A 20073-nucleotide genomic window follows, 5' to 3' on the forward strand; every position below is an offset into this window, starting at 1 on the left:
GGCAGGGGCGGCTGGACTCGAACCAACGCATGGCAGGATCAAAACCTGCTGCCTTACCAACTTGGCGACGCCCCTGTATCGTACAACCCGGTGCTAGACACCTGCTTCCGCCTTGCATCTTTCCAGCCTCTGGTGCAACGGTGAGAGGTTGCATCCGTGGGCTATAAAGTACTTCAAGGTGACCGGAAGCTGGCGCGAGACTTTATCAGCATCACTTGCATTTGGGAAGCTCCCAAACACGCAGGCTCCGGTGCCGGTCATCCTTGACTGAACAAACTTGTTCAGCAAGTTCAACACGTTACGAACTTCTGGATAACGTGCCTCGACGACTGGCTGGCAGTCGTTGTGACCACCCCCCTCGGGAAGGCCGCAAACTTTAATGACCGGTGTATGGCGTGTCAACTCCGGTGCCGAGAAAATTTCTGCGGTGCTGATCGAGACCGCCGGGACGGCCACCAGGTACCAGGGCTCATCCAGCGTCACCGGGGTCAACTGCTCGCCGACACCTTCGGCAAACGCGGCCCGTCCGCGGACGAACACCGGCACATCCGCGCCGAGTTGCAGGCCCAGCGCGGCCAGGCGCTCAAGCCCCAGCTCACAACCCCACAGGTGATCGAGGCCGAGCAGGGTGGTGGCGGCATCCGAGCTGCCGCCACCGATGCCCCCGCCCATGGGCAGACGTTTGTCCAGCCAGAGGTCAGCACCCAGCGCCGTGCCGCTCTGCTGTTGCAGCAGGCGCGCCGCGCGCACGATCAGGTTGTCATCGTGGGCGACGCCTGCGATGGGCGTATGTAGGCGGATCTGCCCGTCGTCACGGCAGCGAAAGCCCAGCCAGTCGCCGTAGTCGAGGAACTGGAACAGGGTCTGCAGCGTGTGATAGCCGTCTGCGCGCCGGCCAGTGACGTGCAGGAACAGGTTGAGCTTGGCCGGGGCCGGCAGCATCAGCGTGGCATCCGCCGGGATCGGCCCGGTGCCGGCGGTGGGCGGATGAGAGAGACTGAGATTCATGGCGCGAGGCGGCGTGGCAGCCACTCCTTGATGACCAGGGTGATGTCCAGATCATGCCCGGACAGGCGCAGACGCCCTGGCAGCCAGTAATCACCGTGACGGCTGTACTGGCTGTAATCGATGTCCCAGCCATCCTGCTCAAGATGCGCCAGGCGGCTGTCGCGATCCAGCGTCAGGCGGCTGCGGCTGTCGGGGGCCGGCAAGCCGCGTACCCACCACAGCAGATGGCTGACCGGCAGGCGCCAGCCCAGTTGCTGCTCCAGCAGATCCTCGGCGGAGGCGGCCTGATAGCGGCCCTGATTGGCGACTTCCAGCAAGACCTCGCCTTCGCGGCCGGTCAGGCGCGCCGCACCGCGGCCCAGCGGGCCGGACAGGCGAATGTCGTGGTACTGCTGGCGCTGCAGCCAGAACAGCGTGCCGCTGCCCGAATCCTGCGGCGCGCGGATGCCGACCTTGCCGCTGATCTGCCAGGCATCGATGTCACTGACGCTGGCCTTGTGGCTGCGCCAGGCGCTGGCCTCGCCTTGCCCATCGAGCGCCTCGCGCGGTGTAAAGGCTGAGCAGCCGCCAAGAAGCAGGACGGCGCTCAGCCAGAGCAGGGTGCGTTTCACGGCGCCTCCTTGCCGGTCAGGCGGCGCAGGGTCTCACGCAGGATGGTGCCCTCCGGGTCCTTGGCAAATGCCTCGCGCCAGAGTGCCCGTGCCTCGCGGCGCTGTCCGCGTATCCACAGCACCTCGCCCAGATGGGCGGCGATTTCTTGGTCGGACATCCGTGCGTGGGCCTGGCGCAGCCAGCGTTCGGCCTCCTCCAGCTTGCCCATGCGGTAATGCACCCAGCCGAGGCTGTCGAGGATGGCCGGATCGTCCGGGTTCAGGCTGTGGGCCTGGGTGATCAGCTCGAGCGCCTCGGCGTAGCGCGTGGTGCGATCGGCCAGGGTGTAGCCCAGGGCATTGAGGGCCATGGCGTTTTCCGGCTCGCGCTCGAGGATAAAGCGCAGATCCGTCTCCAGGGTCACCAAATCGTTGCGCTGCTCGGCGAGCATGGCCCGCACATACAGCAGGTTGAGATCCTCCGGGAACTGCTGTAGCGCGGCGGCAAGGCTTTGCCAGGCTTGCGCGGGATCGCCCAGGCGCGACAGGGCGTCGATCTCTACCTGATAGAGCTGCAGGGCGTAGTCGGGCTGGCGCTGGCGGGCGTCGGCCAGCTGCTGCAGGGCTTCAGCGCCGCGTCCGGCGCGCAGCAGCAGCTCGCTGCGGCGCAGCTGCGCGGGCAGATACTCGTTGCCCGGGCCGACGGCGCCATAGGCGCGCAGCGCCGCGTCGATGTCCTTGTCCTGCTCGGCCAGGCGCCCGAGCTGGAAGTGCGCGGTATCCACATGACTGCCGCGCTCCAGCAGGGTTTCCAGGTGCTGGCGGGCCTCGTCCCAGCGGCGGGTTTCCAGATCGAGCAGGGCCAGCGACAGGTACAGGTCATCGTCGTCCGGATCGCCGGCCAGCAGGAAGGCGAACTGCTCGCGGGCCTTGTCGTACTGGGCTTGCTCGAGCAGCTGGCGGGCATAGGTCAGGCGCAGGCGCTTATCGTCCGGGTGCAGATCCAGACCAGCTTCCAGCAGCGGCAGGCTCTCTGCGCCGCGCTGCAGCGCATTGAGCAGGCGGGTGCGCAGCAGCAGCAGGTTGATCTCGCGGCTGCCGGCCGGGTGCGCGCTCAGGCCCGCGAGCGCCTGCTCCAGGCGGCCATCCTGCTGCAGCAGCACCGCCTGACCGAACAGCAGCTGGCTGTTGTCGGGGTAGCGGCGTAGCAGGCGGGCGAAGGCCTTGAGCAGCCCGCGCCGGGTGTCGTCATCGACCTGGGCGGCGCTCAGCGCCAGAAAATCGAAGTGAGTGCTGCCATCGGAGAGTAGCACCTGCTCCATGTACAGCATCGCCTCTTCATGGCGACCGGCGCGCGCCAGCTGGATCGCCGCGCTGCGCTGGGCATCGAGGTTGTCGCGGGCGTGGCGCGCCCAGAGGATCGCTGTGTCCAGCGCCGCGTCCTCGGCGCCCAGGTACTCGGCGATCCGGAAGGCCCGCTCGGCCACTGCCGGGTCGGCGGTGAGGTGGGCCTGCTCCACATACTGCTCAAGCGCCAGATCAAAGCGCTCGCGCTGGCCGGCCAGCTCGGCGACCAGGAGGGCATACAGGGTCTCGGCGCTGAACGAAGCGACCGGCGCCGCACTCGTGCTGGCCGGGGCACTCTGGCTCACCGCGGGCATGCGCTCCGCGGAGACGGGGGAGGACAGGGACTGGCAACCGCCAAGCAGCGCCAGGGCGCTCAGCAGGGCGAGGGATCGGGTCATGGCAGGGGCTCGCAGGCATACCGGGCAAGGCGGCAATCATGACACAAGCACCGGGTCAATCCCATGGCACAGCCCGCTCTATCGGCGTGATCATGCGCGGGCAGTTGTTCTGCACCGGGCTAAGTAGGACAATCCCCGGCCTGTCTGGCCATTTCCCTACCTCGCGCATGGCATTTCTCGCCCTCGGCATCAACCACAAGACCGCCTCGGTTGCGGTACGCGAGCGCGTGGCCTTTGGCCCCGAGCGGCTGGTCGACGCCCTGCAGCAGCTGTGCCGGGTGGAGCCGTGCCGCGAGGCGGCGATCCTCTCGACCTGCAACCGCAGCGAATTGTACCTGGCGCTGGATGAAGCGCAGCCCGAGGCGATCCTCGCCTGGCTGGCGCAGTACCATCACCTTGATCTCCATGAGCTGCGCCGCTGCGCTTATGTCCATGAAGACAGCGAGGCGGTGCGCCACATGATGCGGGTGGCCTGTGGTCTGGATTCGATGATCCTCGGTGAGCCGCAGATCCTCGGCCAGATGAAGGATGCCTACGCCAGCGCCCGCGAGGCTGGCACTCTGGGTCCGCAGCTGGGCCGGCTGTTCCAGGCGACCTTCAACACCGCCAAGACGGTGCGCACCGATACACGCATCGGCGAGAACCCGGTGTCGGTGGCCTTCGCCGCGGTCAGTCTGGCCAAGCAGATCTTCAGTGACCTCAAGCGCAGCCAAGCGCTGCTGATCGGTGCCGGCGAGACCATCGCGCTGGTGGCTCGCCATCTGCACGAGCAGGGCGTCTCGCGCATCGTGGTCGCCAACCGCACCCTTGAGCGCGCCCGCCAGCTGGCCAGCGAGATCGGCGGCCAGGCGGTGCTGCTGGCCGACATTCCCGAGCAGCTGGTGCACAGCGACATCGTCATCAGCTCCACCGCCAGCCCGCTGCCGATTCTCGGCAAGGGCGCGGTCGAGCGGGCGTTGAAAAAGCGCAAGCATCGCCCGGTGTTCATGGTCGATATCGCCGTACCGCGGGATATCGAGCCGGAAGTCGGCGAACTGGACGACATCTACCTTTATACGGTGGATGACCTGCACGAGGTCATTGCCGAAAACCTGCGCAGCCGCCAGGGCGCGGCTCAGGCCGCCGAGGAGCTGGTGCTGGCCGGGGTGGCCGAGTTTGCCGAGCGCCTGCGCGAGCGCGACAGCCTCGATTTGCTGCGCAGCTACCGCGCGCGCGCCGAGCAGCTGCGCGACGAGGAGTTGACCAAGGCGCTGCGCCTGCTCGGCAACGGCACGCCGGCCGAGGATGTACTGGCCCAGCTGGCCCGCGGCCTGACCAACAAGCTGCTGCATGCCCCGAGCGTGCAGCTGAAGAAATTCTCCGCCGCCGGCCGCCACGATGCGCTGGCCGTGGCTCAGGAACTGCTCGATCTCGACGGGGCTGCTGCGCCCCACCGCTAACCGCATCGCCCGCGCCCCTGATGCCGCGGGTCCATGGTGAGTCCCCCGATGAAAGCCTCGCTGCTCAACAAGCTCGATACCCTGCAGGATCGTTTCGAGGAGCTGACCGCGCTGCTCGGCGATGCCGAGGTGATCAGTGATCAGTCCAAATTCCGCGCCTACTCCCGTGAATATGCGGAGATCGAGCCGGTGATCGAGGCCTTCCGCGCCCTGCGCAAGGTGCAGGGCGATCTGGAAGGCGCCCAGGCGCTGCTCAAGGACAGCGACCCGGATCTGCGCGCCATGGCCGAGGAAGAAGTGGCCGAGTCCCGCGCGCAGCTCGAGGCGCTTGAAACGAATCTGCAACGCATGCTGCTGCCCAAGGACCCTCGCGATGGGCGCAACGTGTTTCTCGAAATCCGCGCTGGCACCGGCGGTGACGAGGCGGCGATCTTCTCCGGCGATCTGTTCCGCATGTACTCGCGCTATGCCGAGCGTCAGGGTTGGCGGGTCGAGATCCTCTCCGAGAGCGAAGGCGAGCACGGTGGCTACAAGGAGGTGATCGCGCGGGTCGAGGGCGATAGCGTCTATGCCAAGCTCAAGTTCGAGTCCGGCGCCCATCGTGTGCAGCGCGTGCCCGCCACCGAATCCCAGGGGCGCATCCACACCTCGGCCTGCACCGTGGCGGTGCTGCCCGAGCCCGACGAGCAGGCGGCCATCGAGATCAATCCGGCGGATCTGCGCGTCGATACCTACCGCGCCTCCGGCGCCGGTGGCCAGCACGTCAACAAGACCGAATCGGCGATCCGCATCACCCACATCCCCTCCGGGATCGTGGTCGAGTGTCAGGAAGAGCGCTCCCAGCACAAGAACCGCGCCAAGGCGATGGCCTGGCTGGCGGCTCGTCTGCAGGATCAGCAGGACGCCGCCGCGCACCGGGAAATCTCCGAGACCCGCAAGCTCTTGGTCGGCTCCGGCGATCGCTCCGAGCGCATCCGTACCTACAACTTCCCCCAGGGGCGCGTCACTGACCATCGCATCAACCTGACCCTCTACGCGCTGAACGAGGTGATGGGCGGGGCGGTCGAACAGGTGATCGAACCGCTGTTGCAGGAATACCAGGCCGACCAGCTGGCGGCCCTGGGTGACTGAATCCTCGACGAGAGCCCTGATGCCAACCATCGACACCCTGCTGGCCAGCGCCACGCTGCCCGACTCGCCCAGCGCCCGCCTGGATGCCGAGCTGCTGCTCGCCCATGTGCTCGGCAAACCGCGCAGCTACCTGCGCACCTGGCCGGAGCGCGAGCCCTCGGCCGAGCAGTGCGCAGCCTTTGCCGCGCTGCTGGCGCGGCGCCGGACGGGGGAGCCGGTGGCGTATCTGCTGGGGCGGCAGGGCTTTTGGAGTCTGGAGCTGGAGGTGGCGCCGCATACTCTGATCCCGCGCCCGGATACCGAACTGCTGGTCGAGGCGGCGCTCAGCCTCGGCCCGCCGGGGCCGGCCCTGGTGCTGGATCTGGGCACCGGCAGCGGGGCCATCGCGCTGGCGCTGGCCTGCGAGCGGCCGCACTGGCAGCTCGTGGGGGTGGATCGGGTGGCGGAGGCGGTGCAGCTGGCCGAGCGCAACCGCATGCGGCTCCAATTGGGGAATGTACGTTTTCTCGAGAGTCACTGGTTCGCGGCGCTGGCCGGTGAGCACTTTGCGCTGATCGTCGGCAATCCGCCGTATATCGCCGCGGATGACCGGCATCTGGGCGAGGGCGATGTGCGCTTCGAGCCGGCCAGCGCGCTGGTGGCCGGCCATGACGGGCTGGACGATATCCGCCAGATCGTGCGCGAGGCGCCGGCGTATCTTGAGCCCGGTGGCTGGCTGCTGCTCGAGCACGGCTATGACCAGGCCGAGGTGGTCCGCGCGCTGTTTACCGCGCAAGGCTTTGCCGCAGTGACGAGTCGCCGTGATCTGGGTGGCCATGAGCGGATTACGCTGGGGCAGTGGACAGGAGCGCGCGATGCTCAGTGATGACGAACTGCTGCGCTACAGCCGGCAGATCCTGCTGCGTGAGGTCGATATCGACGGCCAGCTGCGCATCGGCGCCGGTCGGGTGCTGGTGGTCGGCCTCGGTGGGCTTGGCTCGCCGGTCGCGCTGTATCTGGCCGCCGCCGGGGTCGGCGAGCTGCATCTGGCCGATTTCGACCGTGTGGATCTGAGCAATCTGCAGCGTCAGGTGCTGCACGATACGGCCAGCCTCGGCCAGCGCAAGGTCGATTCGGCCCTCGCGCGCTTGTCCGCCCTCAATCCGCAGATTCGCCTGATCCCGCACCACGGCGCGCTGGCAGATGCTGCGCTGGCTGCCGCGGTGGCGGCGGTCGATGTGGTGGTGGACTGCTGCGACAACTTCGCCACCCGCGCCGCTGTGAATGCCGCCTGTGTGGCGGCCGGCAAGCCGCTGGTGTCCGGTGCGGCGATCCGTCTGGAGGGCCAGCTGGCGGTCTTTGATCCGCGCCGCGCCGAGAGTCCCTGCTACCACTGCCTGTACGGTGAGAGCGGTGATGAGGCGCTGACCTGCAGCGAAGCCGGGGTGCTGGGTCCGCTGGTCGGCACCATTGGCAGCCTGCAGGCGCTGGAGGTGCTCAAGCTGCTGGCCGGCTTTGGCGAGCCGCTGGTCGGGCGCCTGCTGCTGGTCGATGGGCGGCAGACGCACTTTCGCGAGCTGCGCGTCCCGCGTGATCCCGAGTGCCCGGTGTGCGGGGCGCGTCATGGCCTGTGAGGCGCCGATCGGCGTCTTTGATTCCGGCGTCGGTGGCCTCTCGGTGCTGGGTGAGATCCGCCGTCAGCTGCCGCAGGAATCGCTGCTGTATGTCGCTGACAGCGGCCATGTGCCCTACGGCGAGAAGAGCCGCGAGTACATCCTGGCGCGCTGCCGTGCGGTGGCAGCCTTTCTGCTCGAGCAGCAGGCCAAGGCGCTGGTGATCGCCTGCAATACCGCGACGGTGGCGGCGATTGCCGAGCTGCGCGAGCAGTATCCGCTGTTGCCGATCGTCGGGCTGGAGCCGGCGATCAAGCCTGCCGCGGCGCTGACCCGCTGCGGGGTGATCGGCGTGCTGGCCACTACCGGCACCCTGGCCAGTGCCCGTTATGCGTTGCTGCGCGATCAGTTTGCCGGCAACGCCCATGTCATCGCTCAGGCCTGTCCGGGGCTGGTGGAGTGCGTGGAGCGCGGCGAGCTGCACAGTGCCTCGACCCGTGCGCTGCTCAAGCGCTATGTACAGCCGCTGCTGGAAGGCGGCTGCGATACCGTGGTGCTCGGCTGCACCCATTATCCGTTCCTGCGTGAGTTGCTGGCCGAGCTGTTGCCGCCCGAGGTGCAGCTGACCGACAGCGGCGCCGCGGTGGCCCGCCAGCTGGAGCGCCGGCTGGTGGCCGGTGAGCTGTGTGCCCGTGGACCGGCGCGGCCGGCGCGCTTCTGGAGCAGTGGTGACCCAGCGGCGCTCAAACCGCTGCTGCCGCTTTTGTGGGGTGAGGCCGCCGAGGTGACGGCGCTGGCGCGCTAACCCGCCAGTGCCGCGCGGGCACGGTACAGGGCGGCAAAGCCGTGCAGCACCGGCATCAAGAGTGCCCAGAGCAGGGCCAGCAGAGTGAGGGTAACGGTCTCACCCAGCGGCATGCCGACCCCAGCCAGCTGCGCGCCGCTCCAGTAGGCCAGTGGCCCGCCGAGCGCACCGAGCAGGCTGGATAGCCACCAGGGCTTGGCGCTCCACGCCAGGCAATGATTGAGGGTGGTGCCAAGCAGCGCCCAGAGCAGTGCCAGCCAGGCGGGAATCAGCGTGCGCGGCTCGCCAAAGTCGAACACGCCCATCTGCAGCAGCAGGCTGTCCAGCGCGCTGCCGGCAATCAGCACACTGGCCACCAGACGGCCCTCGGCCTGCCAGCGCCCGCGGGGCAGAAAGTGCGCGAGCAGCATCAGCGCGGCCACGCCCAACAGCAGCGGCTGGGTGGCGGCGTAGATGCACGCCAGCCAGCCGGCCTGAAACAGCAGCGCATTCAGCAGCAGGGCGCGGTTCATGCGCGGGCGAGGCTCAAGTCGCCCAGCAGCGACTGCGGGCGGGCATCGGGCTTGGCCAGCAGCATCTGGACGGTACCGATGGTGCGCTCCAGGAAGCCGCCCTCGCAGTAGCACAGATAGAACTCCCAGAGGCGGAAGAAGTAGTCGTCATAGCCGCGCTGCTCCAGCTCGACCCGGGCATGGCGCAGGTTGTCGTGCCACTGGCGCAGGGTGCGCGCATAGTGCGGGCCGAAGTCCTCCAGGTGCAGCAGGTTCATGTCGGTGCCGCCGGTAATGGTCTTGAGCATCGCCTCGATCGAGGGCAGCGCGCCGCCGGGGAAGATGTAGCGCTGGATGAAGTCCACGCTGTTGCAGGCCTGCTGGTAGCGCTGGTCGCGGATGGTGATGGCCTGCAGCAGCATCAGCCCGTCGGGCTTGAGCAGGTGCGCGCATTGGCGGAAGTATTCCGGCAGGTAGCGATGCCCGACCGCCTCGATCATCTCGATCGACACCAGCTTGTCGTACTGGCCGGTCAGGTCGCGGTAGTCCTCCAGCAGCAGGGTGACGCGATCCTCCAGACCCAGCGTGCGGATGCGCTCGGCGGTGTAGGCGTGCTGCTCGCGGGACAGGGTGGTGGTGGTCACCCGGCAGCCGCAATGCTGGGCGGCATACAGCGCCATGCTGCCCCAGCCGGTGCCGATCTCCAGCAGGTGGTCGGAGGGTTTGAGGTCGAGCTTCTGGCAGATGCGCTCGAGCTTGTTGAGCTGCGCCTGCTCCAGGGTGTCCTCGGCGCGCTGGTACATGGCCGCCGAGTACATCATGGTCGGATCGAGGAAGGCCTCGAACAGGTCATTGCCCAGGTCGTAGTGGGCAGCAATGTTACGCCGCGAGCCCTCGCGCGAGTTGCGGTTGATGGCATGCAGTGCGCGCAGCACCGGGTGGCTTAAGGCGGCCAGTCCGCCTTCCATCGCATCCAGCACCTCAAGGTTGGCGACAAAGATGCGGATCACCGCGGTCAGATCCGGGCTGCTCCAGTAACCGTGGATATACGCCTCGCCTGCGCCCACCGAGCCGTTGGTGGCCACCAGACCCCAGGCGGCGTTGTCATGCACGTGGATTTCGGCATGCAGCTCGGCGTGCGCATCCCCAAAGCTCAGGCACTCATCGCCCTCGACCAGCAGCAGGCGGCCGCGGCGCAGCTGGCCGAGCTGGCGCAGGACGGCACTGCGCAGCAGCCGGGTGGACAGACCAAGCACCCCCAGGCCTCCGAGCAGGCGGCTGCGGGTACGGACAGTACTCAGGCTAGAGCTCTTCATGGGTGGACTCCTTGTGGCGGCGGGCGACGCGGAACGATCCGTCAGCCGCTTGATGGGGGAAGAACGGAGTGCGCTTGAGGGCCAGGCGCAGGGCCTGCCAGTAGATGCCGAGCACCGTCTTGGCGGTCATCCACGGGAAGGCGCGCAGGTACTGGTGCAGACTGGCGCGGCTGAGCGGGCGGTGTTCAAGGCCCAGGGTGGCATCGAACAGCTTGCCGTCGCGGTCATGGTCCTCCATGTGCACGCCCAGGCGCGCCCCCGGTGGACTGAAATGCAGGTGGTACTCCAGATCACGTGGCAAAAACGGCGAGACATGGAAGGACTTGGCCACCGCAAAGTGCTGGCTGCCGGCGCCTTCGGCGGGCAAGACGTACTGGTAACGCTCGCCCCAGGGGGTGTTGGTGACCTCGGCGATGATCGCTGCCAGCCGCTCCTCGCGATCGAAGCAGTAGTAGAAGCTCACCGGGTTGAAGCTCAGGCCAAAGCAGCGCGGCTGGGTGAGCAGGCGGATGCGCCCGCGCGGTGCCTCCGCGCCCAGTGCTTCCTCCAGGCAGTGGCGTGCTGCTTCCAGCAGCGACAGGCCACGGCCGGTCAGGTGCGGCAGGTAGTCGGTAGGGCGAAACGACAGCGGCGCAAAGCGTCGCCGGCTGACCAGCGGCGAGAGACGAAATAGCGCCTCTTCCTCGCCCAGGTCCAGATAGAGCATGCCGATGGTGTAGCGAAAGGCATGGGCTCGCGGGCGCAGCCGCCGGTGCCGCACCCAGCCGTGATACAGCGCACTGTGGGTCAGCGCGTTCACAGCGACTCCCCGAAGGCTTCGGCCACGCGCAGCGCACTGACCACGCCATCCTCATGGAAGCCGTTGGCCCAGTAGGCGCCGCAGTAGTAGGTGTGCTGCGGGCCGCGCAGCTCCGCCCAGCGCGCCTGCGCCGCCACGGCCTCCAGGCTGTACTGGGGATGGGCGTAGGTGTAGCGGCCGATCACCTGCGCTGGGTCCACCGTCTCGTTCTGGTTGAGGCTGACGCAGAAGGTGCGCGAGGCGCTGAGCCCCTGCAGGATGTTCATGTTGTAGGTGACTGCCGCCGGGCGCTCCACCGGGCCGCCCAGCCGGTAGTTCCAGCTCGCCCAGGCCAGACGCCGCTCGGGCAGGCGCCGGGTGTCGGTGTGCAGCAGCACATCGTTATCGGCGTAGGGCAGGGCGCTGAGGATTTCCTGCTCGGCGGCGCTCGGCTCGGCGAGCAGGGCCAGCGCCTGATCGCTGTGGCAGGCCAGCACGATCTTGTCGAAGCGCTCGACGCCGGCGGCGCTGTGTACGGTCACGCCCTCGGCATCGCGCTCGATGCGCTCGACCTTGCAGTTCAGACGGATGCGCTCGTGAAAGCTCTGGGTCAGCGGCTCGATGTAGCTGCGCGAGCCCCCACGAATTACCCGCCACTGCGGCCGGTCGCTGACCGACAGCAGGCCGTGATTCTTGAAGAAGCGCACGAAAAATTCCAGCGGGAAGCCCAGCATGCGCTCCAGCGACATCGACCAGATCGCCGCGCCCATCGGCACGATGTAGTGATCGATGAAGCGCTGCCCGTAGCCCCGGCTGCTCAGGTAGTCGCCCAGGGTAGTGCCGGCGGCCAGACGCTGCTGCTCCAGATCCGCCAGGGCCTCGCGGTTGAAGCGCAGGATGTCGCGCAACATGCCAAGGAACGGCAGCGACAGCAGGTTGCTACGCTGGGCGAACAGGCTGTTGAGGTTGTTGCCGTTGTACTCGGTGCCGCTGGCCGGATCATGTACCGAGAAGCTCATCTCGGTCGGCTGCGAGGCGACGCCCAGCTGGTCGAGCAGGCGGATGAAGTTCGGATAGGTCCAGTCGTTGAAGACGATGAAACCGGTATCCACCGCGTGGTTGCGCCCCTCAAGCTCGACATCGACGGTATGGGTATGCCCGCCGATCCAGTCACCGGCCTCAAAGACGGTGACCTGGTGCTGACGGGACAGCAGGTAGGCGGTGGTCAGGCCGGCAATGCCGCTGCCGACGATGGCGATATTCATGGGCGGATCAATCCTTGGCAGTGTTGCGACTCATGCGGCGGGTCAGGGCCAGTTGCAGGCGGGCCGGCAGGTGCGCAAGCAGCAGCAGGCTGGCGATGAACGGCCCGGGGAAGGCAATTTCCGGCGACCGCTTGGGCAGCCGCGCGGCAATGTAACGGGCTGCGCGCTCGGCCGGCCAGCGCATCGGCATGGGGAAATCGTTGCGCCGTGTGAGCGGGGTATCGACAAAGCCCGGGCTGATCACGCTCACGGCGATGCCTTCATCGGCCAGATCGGTACGCAGCGACTGCAGCAGATAACGCAGCCCGGCCTTGGACGCCCCATAGGCCTCGGCCCGTGGCAGGGCGAGGAAGGTGACCGCGCTGGACACCCCGGCCAGCAGCGGCTCGCGGCCCTTGCGCAGCAGCGGCAGCGCGGCCTCGATGCAGTAGGCCGCCGACATCAGGTTACTTTGCAGCATGCGCCCGACCATCGCCGCCTCGAAGGCGCGCACCTCGATGTACTCACAGGTGCCGGCATTGAGCAGCGCGGTATCCAGCGCACCCCATTCGGAGGCGATCCGCTCGCCCAGCGCCTGCACGCTGGCCTGATCGCTCAGATCGCCGGGCAGCACCAGCACCTGCTGCGGCCAGCGCGCCGCCAGTGCATCGAGTGGCTCGCGGCGCCGGGCGCTCAGGGCCAGGTAGTGACCTTCCTTGAGCAGCTGCTCCGCCAGGGCGGCGCCGATGCCGCTGCTGGCGCCGGTCAGCCAGATACGTCGAGGACTCATCACGCCAGTCTCCTTTTCAGCCAGGCAATGATCCGCCCCATGAGGGGCAGATGCTCGTAGAGCAGCGCACCGGCGTCAAAATAGTCGCGGTGCCGGTACACCTTGCCATCCTGCCAGAGCAGATGCGAGCACCCTTCGACGCGGATCAGCCGCCCGTGGGCCAGGCGCGGGTGGCGGTAGCTCATGGTCCAGCGCAGATAGCCCTCGCCCTCGCGCACGCGGTCAAAGCCGTGGAAGTCGAACCGCAGATCACGGACGTTGGCATACAGTTCGCCAAAGTAGTGCTGCATCGCCGCCAGACCGCGGATTTCGTGCAGCGGATCGACGAACAGCGCATCCGTGCTGTACAGCTCGCCCAGCCGGTGCAGCGAGCGGCTGTCCAGTTCGGCAAAGCGGCGGGCGAACGTGTGCAGGAAGTCACTCATCGGCATCTCTCAGGTGGACTTGTCCAGGGCCTTGAAGGCATCCAGCGCGCGCTGGCGGCTCTTGGCCAGATCAACGATCGGGCGCGGATAATCCGGGGTGCCGAACAGGCCACCGAGGCCTGCCGGGTTGTGGATATCGCGCTTGTTGAGGCCGGCCAGCTCCGGCACCCACTGGCGGATGAATTGCCCGTCGGGGTCGAACTTCTCCGACTGGCTGAGCGGGTTGAAGATACGGAAATACGGCGCGGCGTCGGTGCCGGTCGAGGCACTCCACTGCCAGCCACCGTTGTTGGCGCTCAGATCGCCGTCGATCAGGTGCTGCATGAACCAGCGCTCACCGTGTCGCCAGTCGATCAGCAGGTTCTTGGTCAGGAACATCGCGGTGATCATCCGCAGGCGGTTGTGCATCCAGCCGGTGGCCAGCAGCTGGCGCATCGCCGCATCGACGATCGGGATGCCGGTGCGGCCCTGCTGCCAAGCGGCCAGCTCTGCCGGCGCCTCGCGCCAGGCCAGCGTTTCGGTTTCCGGGCGGAAGGCGCGGCCCATCGAGACCCGCGGGTAGCAGACCAGAATGTGCTTGTAGAACTCGCGCCACAGCAGCTCGTTGATCCAGCCGACCACGCCGGGATTGCCGGTGGCAAATTCGCCCTGATTGACCCGCAGCGCAGCGTGCAGACACTGGCGCGGCGACAGCACCCCAGCGGCCAGATACGGCGACAGGGCGCTGGTGCCGGGCCGCGCCGGGTAATTGCGCTGCTCGTCGTACCACTCGACGTGCTCGTCGATGAAGCGCTGCAGGCGCTGGTGCGCCGCAGCTTCACCCGCCGGCCAGTGCTGGCGCAGCGTATCGCTCGGGGTGGCAAAGCCCTCGATGGCCGCCGGCAGCGGATCGCTGGCCAGCGTGCTGGGTGCCTGAATTGCCGGCAGCTCCTGCAGGGCCGGCAGTTGCTCGCCAAGGCGCGCATAGCAGGCCTTGCGGAACTGGCTGTAGACCTGGAAGCAGGTGCCGCTGCGGGTCAGCACGCTGCCCGGGGCAAAGAAGATCTGGTCGAGATGGCTATGCCAGGCGATCCCGGCTGCCTGCAGGGCCTCGGCCACCGCCTGATCACGGCGCTGCTCGTGGACGCCATATTCCTCGTTGACATGCACCGCCTGAATGCCCAGCTCCCGGCACAGGTTCAGCAGCACGGCAGGCGCCTCGCTCCAGTGTTCGGCGCGGCGCAACAGCAGCGGAATGTTCAGGGCGGCGAGGCTCTTGCCGAGCTCGGCCAGGTTGCGCAGCCAGAAATCGACCTTGCAGGCGGCATCATCATGGGCCAGCCATTGGGCGGGGCTCAGCAGGTACACGGCGACCACCGGTCCCGCCGCGGCGGCGGCGCTCAGGGCAGTGTTGTCGTGGGCGCGCAGGTCGCTGCGCAGCCAGAGCAGGCGGGTGGGCGAAGTCATGGCAATCCTCAAACGGTGGAGAGCAGGCCGCGGCGCTGCAGCAGTTGCTGGGCTTCCAGTGGGGTATCCACCAGCTCGAGCCGCTCGAAACGCGCCAGCTCCTCCTGATGGATACGCACCACGGGGCCGGCCAGCAGCAGCGGCACCGGGCAGGCGGCGTGCAGGCGCGGCAGCTGGCGGCGCAGCTGGGCCATCTCGAGCGCCTGGCTGGAGTAGAGCAGCACCGCCCGCGGCTTGAGGCGCTCGACGGCCAGGTTCAGCTCGCCCGGCGGCACCACCCAGTCCAGCACATCGACAGCGCACGGGCTGTCGCTGAGCAGCCAGGCACACAGCCACAGCCCGGGTTCCATCGGCAGTTCCGACAGGTTGGCCAGCAGCAGCGGCGCGCCCTGGCGCTGGCGGTTGTTGTGGTAGACCCGCGCACCCAGCTTGCTGCGCAGCCAGGAGCGGAAGAACACCCGTTCAAGGCTCGCGCCAAACTGCCCCTGCCAGCGCTGCTCAAGCTGCTCGAACAGCGGCAGCAGCAGGTGCTGGCAGAGCGGCTGGGGCGGATAGAGCGCCAGTGCGCGGTTGTAAAGATCATCCAGCTGGCGCTCGGCCAGGGCGACTACTGCCTCGAACAGCTCGCTGCGCAGCTGCTCCCAAGGATTGGCGGTATCGCTGGCCGGGGGAATTTCACTGGCCAGAAGGTCCGCAATCTGGCTGACCGCCACACCACGGCCCAGCCAGCGCTGGATCGCCCGCACCCGCTCGATGTGCGCGTGGCTGTACAGCCGGTGGCCCTTGGCAGTGCGCTGCGGGACGATCAGGCCGTAACGGCGCTCCCAAGCACGCAGGGTGACGGGGTTGATGCCGGTCTGCCGCGCCACTTCGCGGATCGGTAGCAGGCCTTGGGCCTGCTCCTCGGCGGTCAGTTCGGGCTCGTCATCGGCCAGCGAGTGATCGGTCTGCATGGATCATCCTCCGCGCGATGAACGAAAGGGGGCCTGACGGGCGGTGCGGGGTGCGAGTCATCGGGGCTCCGGCGGTAAGGGACAGGCTGCAGCCCCGGCGCTGGGGGAACCGTTGGGGTGGGACGTGCAGCCTGTGGGGGCGGGTGCAGCAACACCCTGTGCCCATCTTAGGCAATGAGTTGTACAAGTCAATCGCGATGTACAGGTTTTGTATTGCCTTTTGAGCCTATCGCCAGCCCATCTTCCAGCGCTGATCGTCCTTGAGCTCGCGCCAGTCCAGGCGCCAGCTGCGCTTGCTGAGCACTGCCTGCAGCTCGACGGCCAGCACGGTGCCTTCCTCGTCCTTGTACAGCTCGGTGACCAGAAAGTGCTTCTCGCGCTGGCGCGGCTCGATGGCCGTCCATTTGGAAAGCAGCAGCTTGGCCGGGTTGAGGCGGTGCATGGTCTCAGCCCTGTGCCAGCAGCTGCTGCGCGGCAGCCAAGCCGCTGAGCCAGGCGCCCTCGACCCGCCCGGACAGGCACCAGTCGCCACAGGCATACAGGCCCTGCGCCGGATCGGCCAGGGTGCCCCAGGCGTGATCCTGCGCCGGGCGGGCATACAGCCAGCGGTGTGCGATGCTGAAGAAGGCCTCTGGCAGGCGGGCACCCAGCACTTCGGCAAAGGCGGTTTGCAGCGTTGCAATGACCGCCTCAGCCGGCAGGTCCAGATGCTGGCGGGTCCAGTCGCTGGAGGCGTGCAGCACCCAGCTGTCGTGGCTACTTTCGCGCCCCGGTTTGCGGGCGTTGCGGGCGATCCAGTCGAGGGGGCTGTCCTTGACGAAGCAGCCCTCAAGCGGGGTGGGCAGCGCTTCTTCAAAGGCCAGCGCCACAGCCCAGACCGGGTCCATGGCCGCGCTGGCGGCGCGACTGGCCAGCTCAGGTGCGGCGCTGAGCAGCGAGGCGGCCTGCGGGGCGGGCGCCGCGACGATCACCGCGCTGAACGGGCCATGGATGCGCCCATCCGCATCGGCCAGATGCCAGTGCTGTTCACCGCGGAACACCTCGGTGATCCGGCAGGAGAAGGTCGCCGGCAGCTCGCCGAGCAGGTGACGGGTCAGGGCGCTCATGCGCGGCACGCTGACATAGCGCGCTTGATCGTCCGGCGAGTGGCTGAGGACCCCGGCGTGGCTGCGATACAGCGCCGGGTTCCAGGTCTCGACCCAGCCGGCGGCCTGCCACTGCGCGAGTGCGGCGATGAACTGCGGATCGCGGGCGGTGAAGTACTGCGCACCCAGATCCAGCGCGCCGACCTCGCTGCGCTTGCTGGACATGCGCCCGCCGCTGCCGCGGCTCTTGTCGAACAAATGAACGCGGCGACCCGCCGCAACCAGCGCATGGGCCGCCGACAGGCCGGCCATGCCGCTGCCGATGATGGCGATAGGAGTATCCATGAAAGTACCTCTTGGAGAGGATTACAGGCTAATCTGTACAAGCAACTTGTACAAGTCGGTTGAGTTGTACAAATCTATCTGTTCCAATCTCGAGTGACACGCGCGGCGTGTCCGCGGAGCGCCGAAGATCCGGCATCCGCCTTGCCAATCTGTACAGGAGAGACGGCGATGCGCATTCTGCTGAGCGGTGGAACCGGCCTGATCGGCCAGGCCCTGTGCCGGCACTGGGCGGCCCAGGGGCATGAATTGCTGGTGTGGAGCCGCACCCCGGCGCGGGTGGCGGCGCTGTGCAGCGGCGCACGCGGCATCGCCCGTCTTGACGAGCTGGATGAAGCCGCGCTGCCGGATGCGGTGGTCAATCTGGCCGGCCTGCCGATTGCTGACCGGCCGTGGAGCAAGGCTCGCCGGGCGGCGCTGTGGGCCAGCCGCGTCGAGCTGACCCAGCAACTGGTGGACTGGATGGCCGCGCAGCCGCGCCGGCCCAAGGTGCTGATCTCAGGCTCCGCAGTGGGCTGGTACGGCGATGGCGGCGAGCGGCTGCTGGATGAGGACAGCGCAGCGGGGCATGCCGATTTTGGCAGCGAGCTGTGCGTGGCCTGGGAGCAGGCCGCGCAACGCGCCGAGGCACTGGGCGTGCGGGTGGTGCTGGTGCGCACGGCACCGGTGCTGGCGCCGCGCGGCGGCATGCTGGCACGGCTGCTGCCGCCGTTCAAGCTGGGGCTGGGCGGGCGTCTGGGCAGTGGTCGCCAGTGGATGCCGTGGATTCATCTGGACGATGAGGTGGGGCTGATCGACTTCCTGTTCACCCACGAAGCGTGCCGCGGCCCCTACAATGCCTGCGCGCCGGGGGCAGTGCGCAACGCCGAGTTCACTCAGGCACTGGCCCGCGTGCTCAAGCGTCCGGCACTGCTGCCGGCACCTGCCTTTATGCTGCGCCTGGTATTCGGCGAGATGTCGGTGCTGCTGCTGGGCGGCCAGCATCTGGCGCCGCGCCGGGTGCTGGACGCCGGTTACACCTATCGATTCCCTGACCTTGAGCCGGCCCTGGCCGATCTTCTGGGTCGTCACTGAACAAGGATCTTCCATGTCCGATCACGCCTTGCTGCTGGTCAACCTCGGCTCGCCGGCCTCCACCTCGGTGCCGGATGTGCGCCGTTACCTCAACCAGTTCCTGATGGACCCTTACGTCATCGACGTGCCCTGGCCGCTGCGCCGGCTGATCGTCTCGCTGATCCTGCTGACCCGCCCGGCCAAATCGGCCGAGGCCTATCGCTCGATCTGGTGGGAGGAGGGCTCGCCGCTGATCGTGCTGAGCCGCCGCCTGCAGGCCAAGGTCGCCGAGGCGTGGAGCGAGGGGCCGGTCGAACTGGCGATGCGCTACGGTGAGCCGTCGATCGAGACCATGCTGCGGCGCCTCGCAGAGAAGGGCGTCAAGCGCGTCACGCTGGTGCCTTTGTACCCGCAGTTCGCCGACAGCACGGTGACCACGGTGATCGAGGAAGCGCGCCGGGTTATGAAGGTGCATCGCCATCCGTTCAGCGTCGAGGTGCTGCCGCCTTTCTACGATCAGCCCGAATACCTGCGTGCGCTGGCCGACAGCGTGCGTCCTTATCTGGCTCAGGGCTTTGATCACCTGCTGCTCAGCTACCACGGCCTGCCCGAGCGGCACCTGCACAAGAGCGATCCGACCGGCAGCCACTGCCTGAAGGGCGATGACTGCTGCCAGCGCGCCACCGGCGCGGTGCTGGCCAGCTGCTACCGCGCGCAGTGTGTGCACACCAGTCAGGGGCTGATCGGCGAGCTGGGGCTGGCGCCCGAGCAGTGGTCGGTGGCCTTCCAGTCGCGGCTGGGCAAGGCCAAGTGGATCGAGCCCTACACCGACGCGACCATCGAGGCGCTGGCCCATCAGGGGGTGAAGAAACTCCTGGTGATGTGCCCGGCCTTTGTGGCGGATTGCATCGAGACCCTGGAAGAAATCGGCGACGAGGGCCGCGAGGAGTTTCGTGCCGCGGGTGGCGACGATCTGGTGCTGGTGCCCTGCCTGAACGATCAGCCGCAGTGGGTCGAGGCGCTGGTCGCCCTGTGCCGGCGCATGCCCTGCACACTGCTCTGAGCACCGGCCTGCCGGGCGTTGATCGCGCGTCCGGCAGGTGAATGCAGCGTCAGTCGCGCCGCACCGGCTGGGCCATGATCTCTTCAAGGCTCAGGCCGGTGAGGTCGTGGATGGTGCGCCACAGGTAGTAGAAGATCCCCAGCATCATCAGCAGTGAGGGGATGGCGATCATCGGGTAGCTCAAGAGGTTCATCTGCGCCAGCTCCGCATTGAACGCTTCGCTGCCGGCGGGGCTGGTGACCAGCCAGCGAGCCAGAATGTAGTTCATCGCCGAAGAGAAGAAGAAGGTGCCGCTCAGCGCGTAGGTGGCGTGCAGCAGGCGCCGGTCAAAGGCGCTGTGCTGGCCGTGCGCCTCCAGATGCTGCTGGATCAGATCGACATTCAGCACCGTGCGGTTGTAGAGCAGAGTGTGCACCAGCGGATAGCGGGTGCGGGTTGAGCCGATCACCGCCAGACCGATCAGCCCGGGAATCGCCGCCTCCTTGACCGCCAGCCACTGCGGATCCAGCTGCAGCAGGCCGATGCCACCGGTCAGCAGCACGCTGACCAGCCCGAGCAGGGCGATGAAGTTGAATTTGCGATAACGCACAAGCTCGAACGCTCCCCAGCCCAGCGGGAAGGCCAGCGCCAGCAGCAGCGCCTGATCGGCGCCGAGCCGTTCGGGACTGCTGAGCTTCATCAGGATCAGCGAGGGCAGGATCAGGCTGACCAGCAGATCGATCAGCGGGCGCGGTTTGTGGGTCGGCAAGGCGTGGGCAGTCATCGTGATCTTCAGCA

General features: G+C 67.6%; 21 protein-coding genes and 1 tRNA gene. 7 read left to right on the forward strand and 15 right to left on the reverse strand.

Annotated features, from left to right (window positions below; all coding sequences use genetic code 11):
• Positions 1-2 precede the first annotated feature (2 nt).
• The 4 genes from MXC11_RS03340 to MXC11_RS03355 form a co-directional block, all read right to left on the reverse strand.
• Positions 3-75: transfer RNA gene (locus tag MXC11_RS03340), tRNA-Gln, on the reverse strand.
• 18 nt (positions 76-93) lie between these two features.
• A complete protein-coding gene (ispE, locus tag MXC11_RS03345; protein WP_250005271.1) occupies positions 94-942 on the reverse strand; it encodes a 4-(cytidine 5'-diphospho)-2-C-methyl-D-erythritol kinase in 849 nt (282 codons plus the stop codon).
• Between the two features lie 62 nt (positions 943-1004).
• Positions 1005-1619, reverse strand: a complete 615-nt coding sequence (gene lolB / locus MXC11_RS03350) for a lipoprotein insertase outer membrane protein LolB (protein ID WP_250005273.1) — start codon at positions 1617-1619, stop codon at positions 1005-1007.
• Entirely contained in the window at positions 1616-3343 is a 1728-nt protein-coding gene (locus MXC11_RS03355; protein ID WP_250005289.1) for a tetratricopeptide repeat protein, read from the reverse strand. The genes lolB and MXC11_RS03355 overlap by 4 nt, the downstream gene beginning before the upstream one ends.
• Before the next feature lie 167 nt (positions 3344-3510).
• Between MXC11_RS03355 and hemA the strand changes: the two genes are divergently transcribed.
• Genes hemA through murI form a run of 5 tightly spaced genes read left to right on the forward strand, consistent with a single transcriptional unit; the run spans position 3511 to position 8310 of the window.
• Entirely contained in the window at positions 3511-4782 is a 1272-nt protein-coding gene (hemA, locus tag MXC11_RS03360; protein WP_250005291.1) for a glutamyl-tRNA reductase, read from the forward strand.
• 48 nt (positions 4783-4830) lie between these two features.
• Positions 4831-5913, forward strand: coding sequence for a peptide chain release factor 1 (prfA, locus tag MXC11_RS03365; protein WP_250005300.1), 1083 nt, complete (start codon positions 4831-4833; stop codon positions 5911-5913).
• Positions 5914-5932: 19 nt separating this feature from the next.
• Entirely contained in the window at positions 5933-6778 is an 846-nt protein-coding gene (prmC, locus tag MXC11_RS03370; RefSeq protein WP_250005303.1) for a peptide chain release factor N(5)-glutamine methyltransferase, read from the forward strand.
• The gene (moeB, locus tag MXC11_RS03375) at positions 6768-7526 is read left to right on the forward strand and encodes a molybdopterin-synthase adenylyltransferase MoeB (RefSeq protein WP_250005306.1); all 759 of its coding nucleotides are present in this window, start codon (positions 6768-6770) and stop codon (positions 7524-7526) included. The genes prmC and moeB overlap by 11 nt, the downstream gene beginning before the upstream one ends.
• Complete coding sequence (murI, locus tag MXC11_RS03380) at positions 7516-8310, forward strand: glutamate racemase (protein WP_250005309.1); 795 nt, start codon at positions 7516-7518, stop codon at positions 8308-8310. Before moeB ends, murI begins: the two co-directional genes overlap by 11 nt.
• Here murI and MXC11_RS03385 read toward each other — a convergent pair.
• The 10 genes from MXC11_RS03385 to MXC11_RS03430 all read right to left on the reverse strand — a co-directional run bounded on the left by MXC11_RS03385 (position 8307) and on the right by MXC11_RS03430 (position 17183).
• Positions 8307-8822, reverse strand: coding sequence for a DUF2878 domain-containing protein (locus tag MXC11_RS03385; RefSeq protein WP_250005312.1), 516 nt, complete (start codon positions 8820-8822; stop codon positions 8307-8309). The genes murI and MXC11_RS03385 overlap by 4 nt on opposite strands.
• A complete protein-coding gene (locus MXC11_RS03390; RefSeq protein WP_250005314.1) occupies positions 8819-10117 on the reverse strand; it encodes an SAM-dependent methyltransferase in 1299 nt (432 codons plus the stop codon). Before MXC11_RS03390 ends, MXC11_RS03385 begins: the two co-directional genes overlap by 4 nt.
• Positions 10104-10907 carry a DUF1365 domain-containing protein gene (locus MXC11_RS03395; protein WP_250005663.1) on the reverse strand — a complete coding sequence of 268 codons (804 nt, stop codon included), beginning with the start codon at positions 10905-10907 and terminating at the stop codon, positions 10104-10106. Before MXC11_RS03395 ends, MXC11_RS03390 begins: the two co-directional genes overlap by 14 nt.
• 5 nt (positions 10908-10912) lie before the next feature.
• Positions 10913-12160: an NAD(P)/FAD-dependent oxidoreductase gene (locus MXC11_RS03400; protein ID WP_250005316.1), complete on the reverse strand. Its 1248-nt coding sequence runs from the start codon at positions 12158-12160 to the stop codon at positions 10913-10915.
• Between the two features lie 7 nt (positions 12161-12167).
• Entirely contained in the window at positions 12168-12929 is a 762-nt protein-coding gene (locus tag MXC11_RS03405) for an SDR family NAD(P)-dependent oxidoreductase (protein WP_250005318.1), read from the reverse strand.
• Entirely contained in the window at positions 12929-13354 is a 426-nt protein-coding gene (locus tag MXC11_RS03410; RefSeq protein ID WP_250005320.1) for a nuclear transport factor 2 family protein, read from the reverse strand. Before MXC11_RS03410 ends, MXC11_RS03405 begins: the two co-directional genes overlap by 1 nt.
• Before the next feature lie 9 nt (positions 13355-13363).
• Entirely contained in the window at positions 13364-14800 is a 1437-nt protein-coding gene (phrB, locus tag MXC11_RS03415; RefSeq protein WP_250005322.1) for a deoxyribodipyrimidine photo-lyase, read from the reverse strand.
• An 8-nt stretch (positions 14801-14808) separates the two neighbouring features.
• The gene (locus MXC11_RS03420; RefSeq protein WP_250005325.1) at positions 14809-15753 is read right to left on the reverse strand and encodes a MerR family transcriptional regulator; all 945 of its coding nucleotides are present in this window, start codon (positions 15751-15753) and stop codon (positions 14809-14811) included.
• A gap of 226 nt (positions 15754-15979) precedes the next feature.
• Positions 15980-16195, reverse strand: coding sequence for a TIGR02450 family Trp-rich protein (locus tag MXC11_RS03425; protein ID WP_250005328.1), 216 nt, complete (start codon positions 16193-16195; stop codon positions 15980-15982).
• Positions 16196-16199: 4 nt separating this feature from the next.
• Positions 16200-17183 carry an NAD(P)/FAD-dependent oxidoreductase gene (locus MXC11_RS03430; protein ID WP_250005347.1) on the reverse strand — a complete coding sequence of 328 codons (984 nt, stop codon included), beginning with the start codon at positions 17181-17183 and terminating at the stop codon, positions 16200-16202.
• Between the two features lie 168 nt (positions 17184-17351).
• Between MXC11_RS03430 and MXC11_RS03435 the strand changes: the two genes are divergently transcribed.
• Entirely contained in the window at positions 17352-18254 is a 903-nt protein-coding gene (locus MXC11_RS03435) for a TIGR01777 family oxidoreductase (RefSeq protein WP_250005350.1), read from the forward strand.
• Positions 18255-18267: 13 nt separating this feature from the next.
• Entirely contained in the window at positions 18268-19296 is a 1029-nt protein-coding gene (hemH, locus tag MXC11_RS03440) for a ferrochelatase (RefSeq protein WP_250005353.1), read from the forward strand.
• 49 nt (positions 19297-19345) lie between these two features.
• Here hemH and MXC11_RS03445 read toward each other — a convergent pair whose 3' ends face one another.
• Positions 19346-20059: a VC0807 family protein gene (locus MXC11_RS03445; protein ID WP_250005356.1), complete on the reverse strand. Its 714-nt coding sequence runs from the start codon at positions 20057-20059 to the stop codon at positions 19346-19348.
• Positions 20060-20073: the final 14 nt, after the last annotated feature.

The sequence above is a fragment of the Pseudomonas eutrophicaquae genome (genome assembly GCF_023544715.1).
Classification (GTDB): domain Bacteria; phylum Pseudomonadota; class Gammaproteobacteria; order Pseudomonadales; family Pseudomonadaceae; genus Geopseudomonas.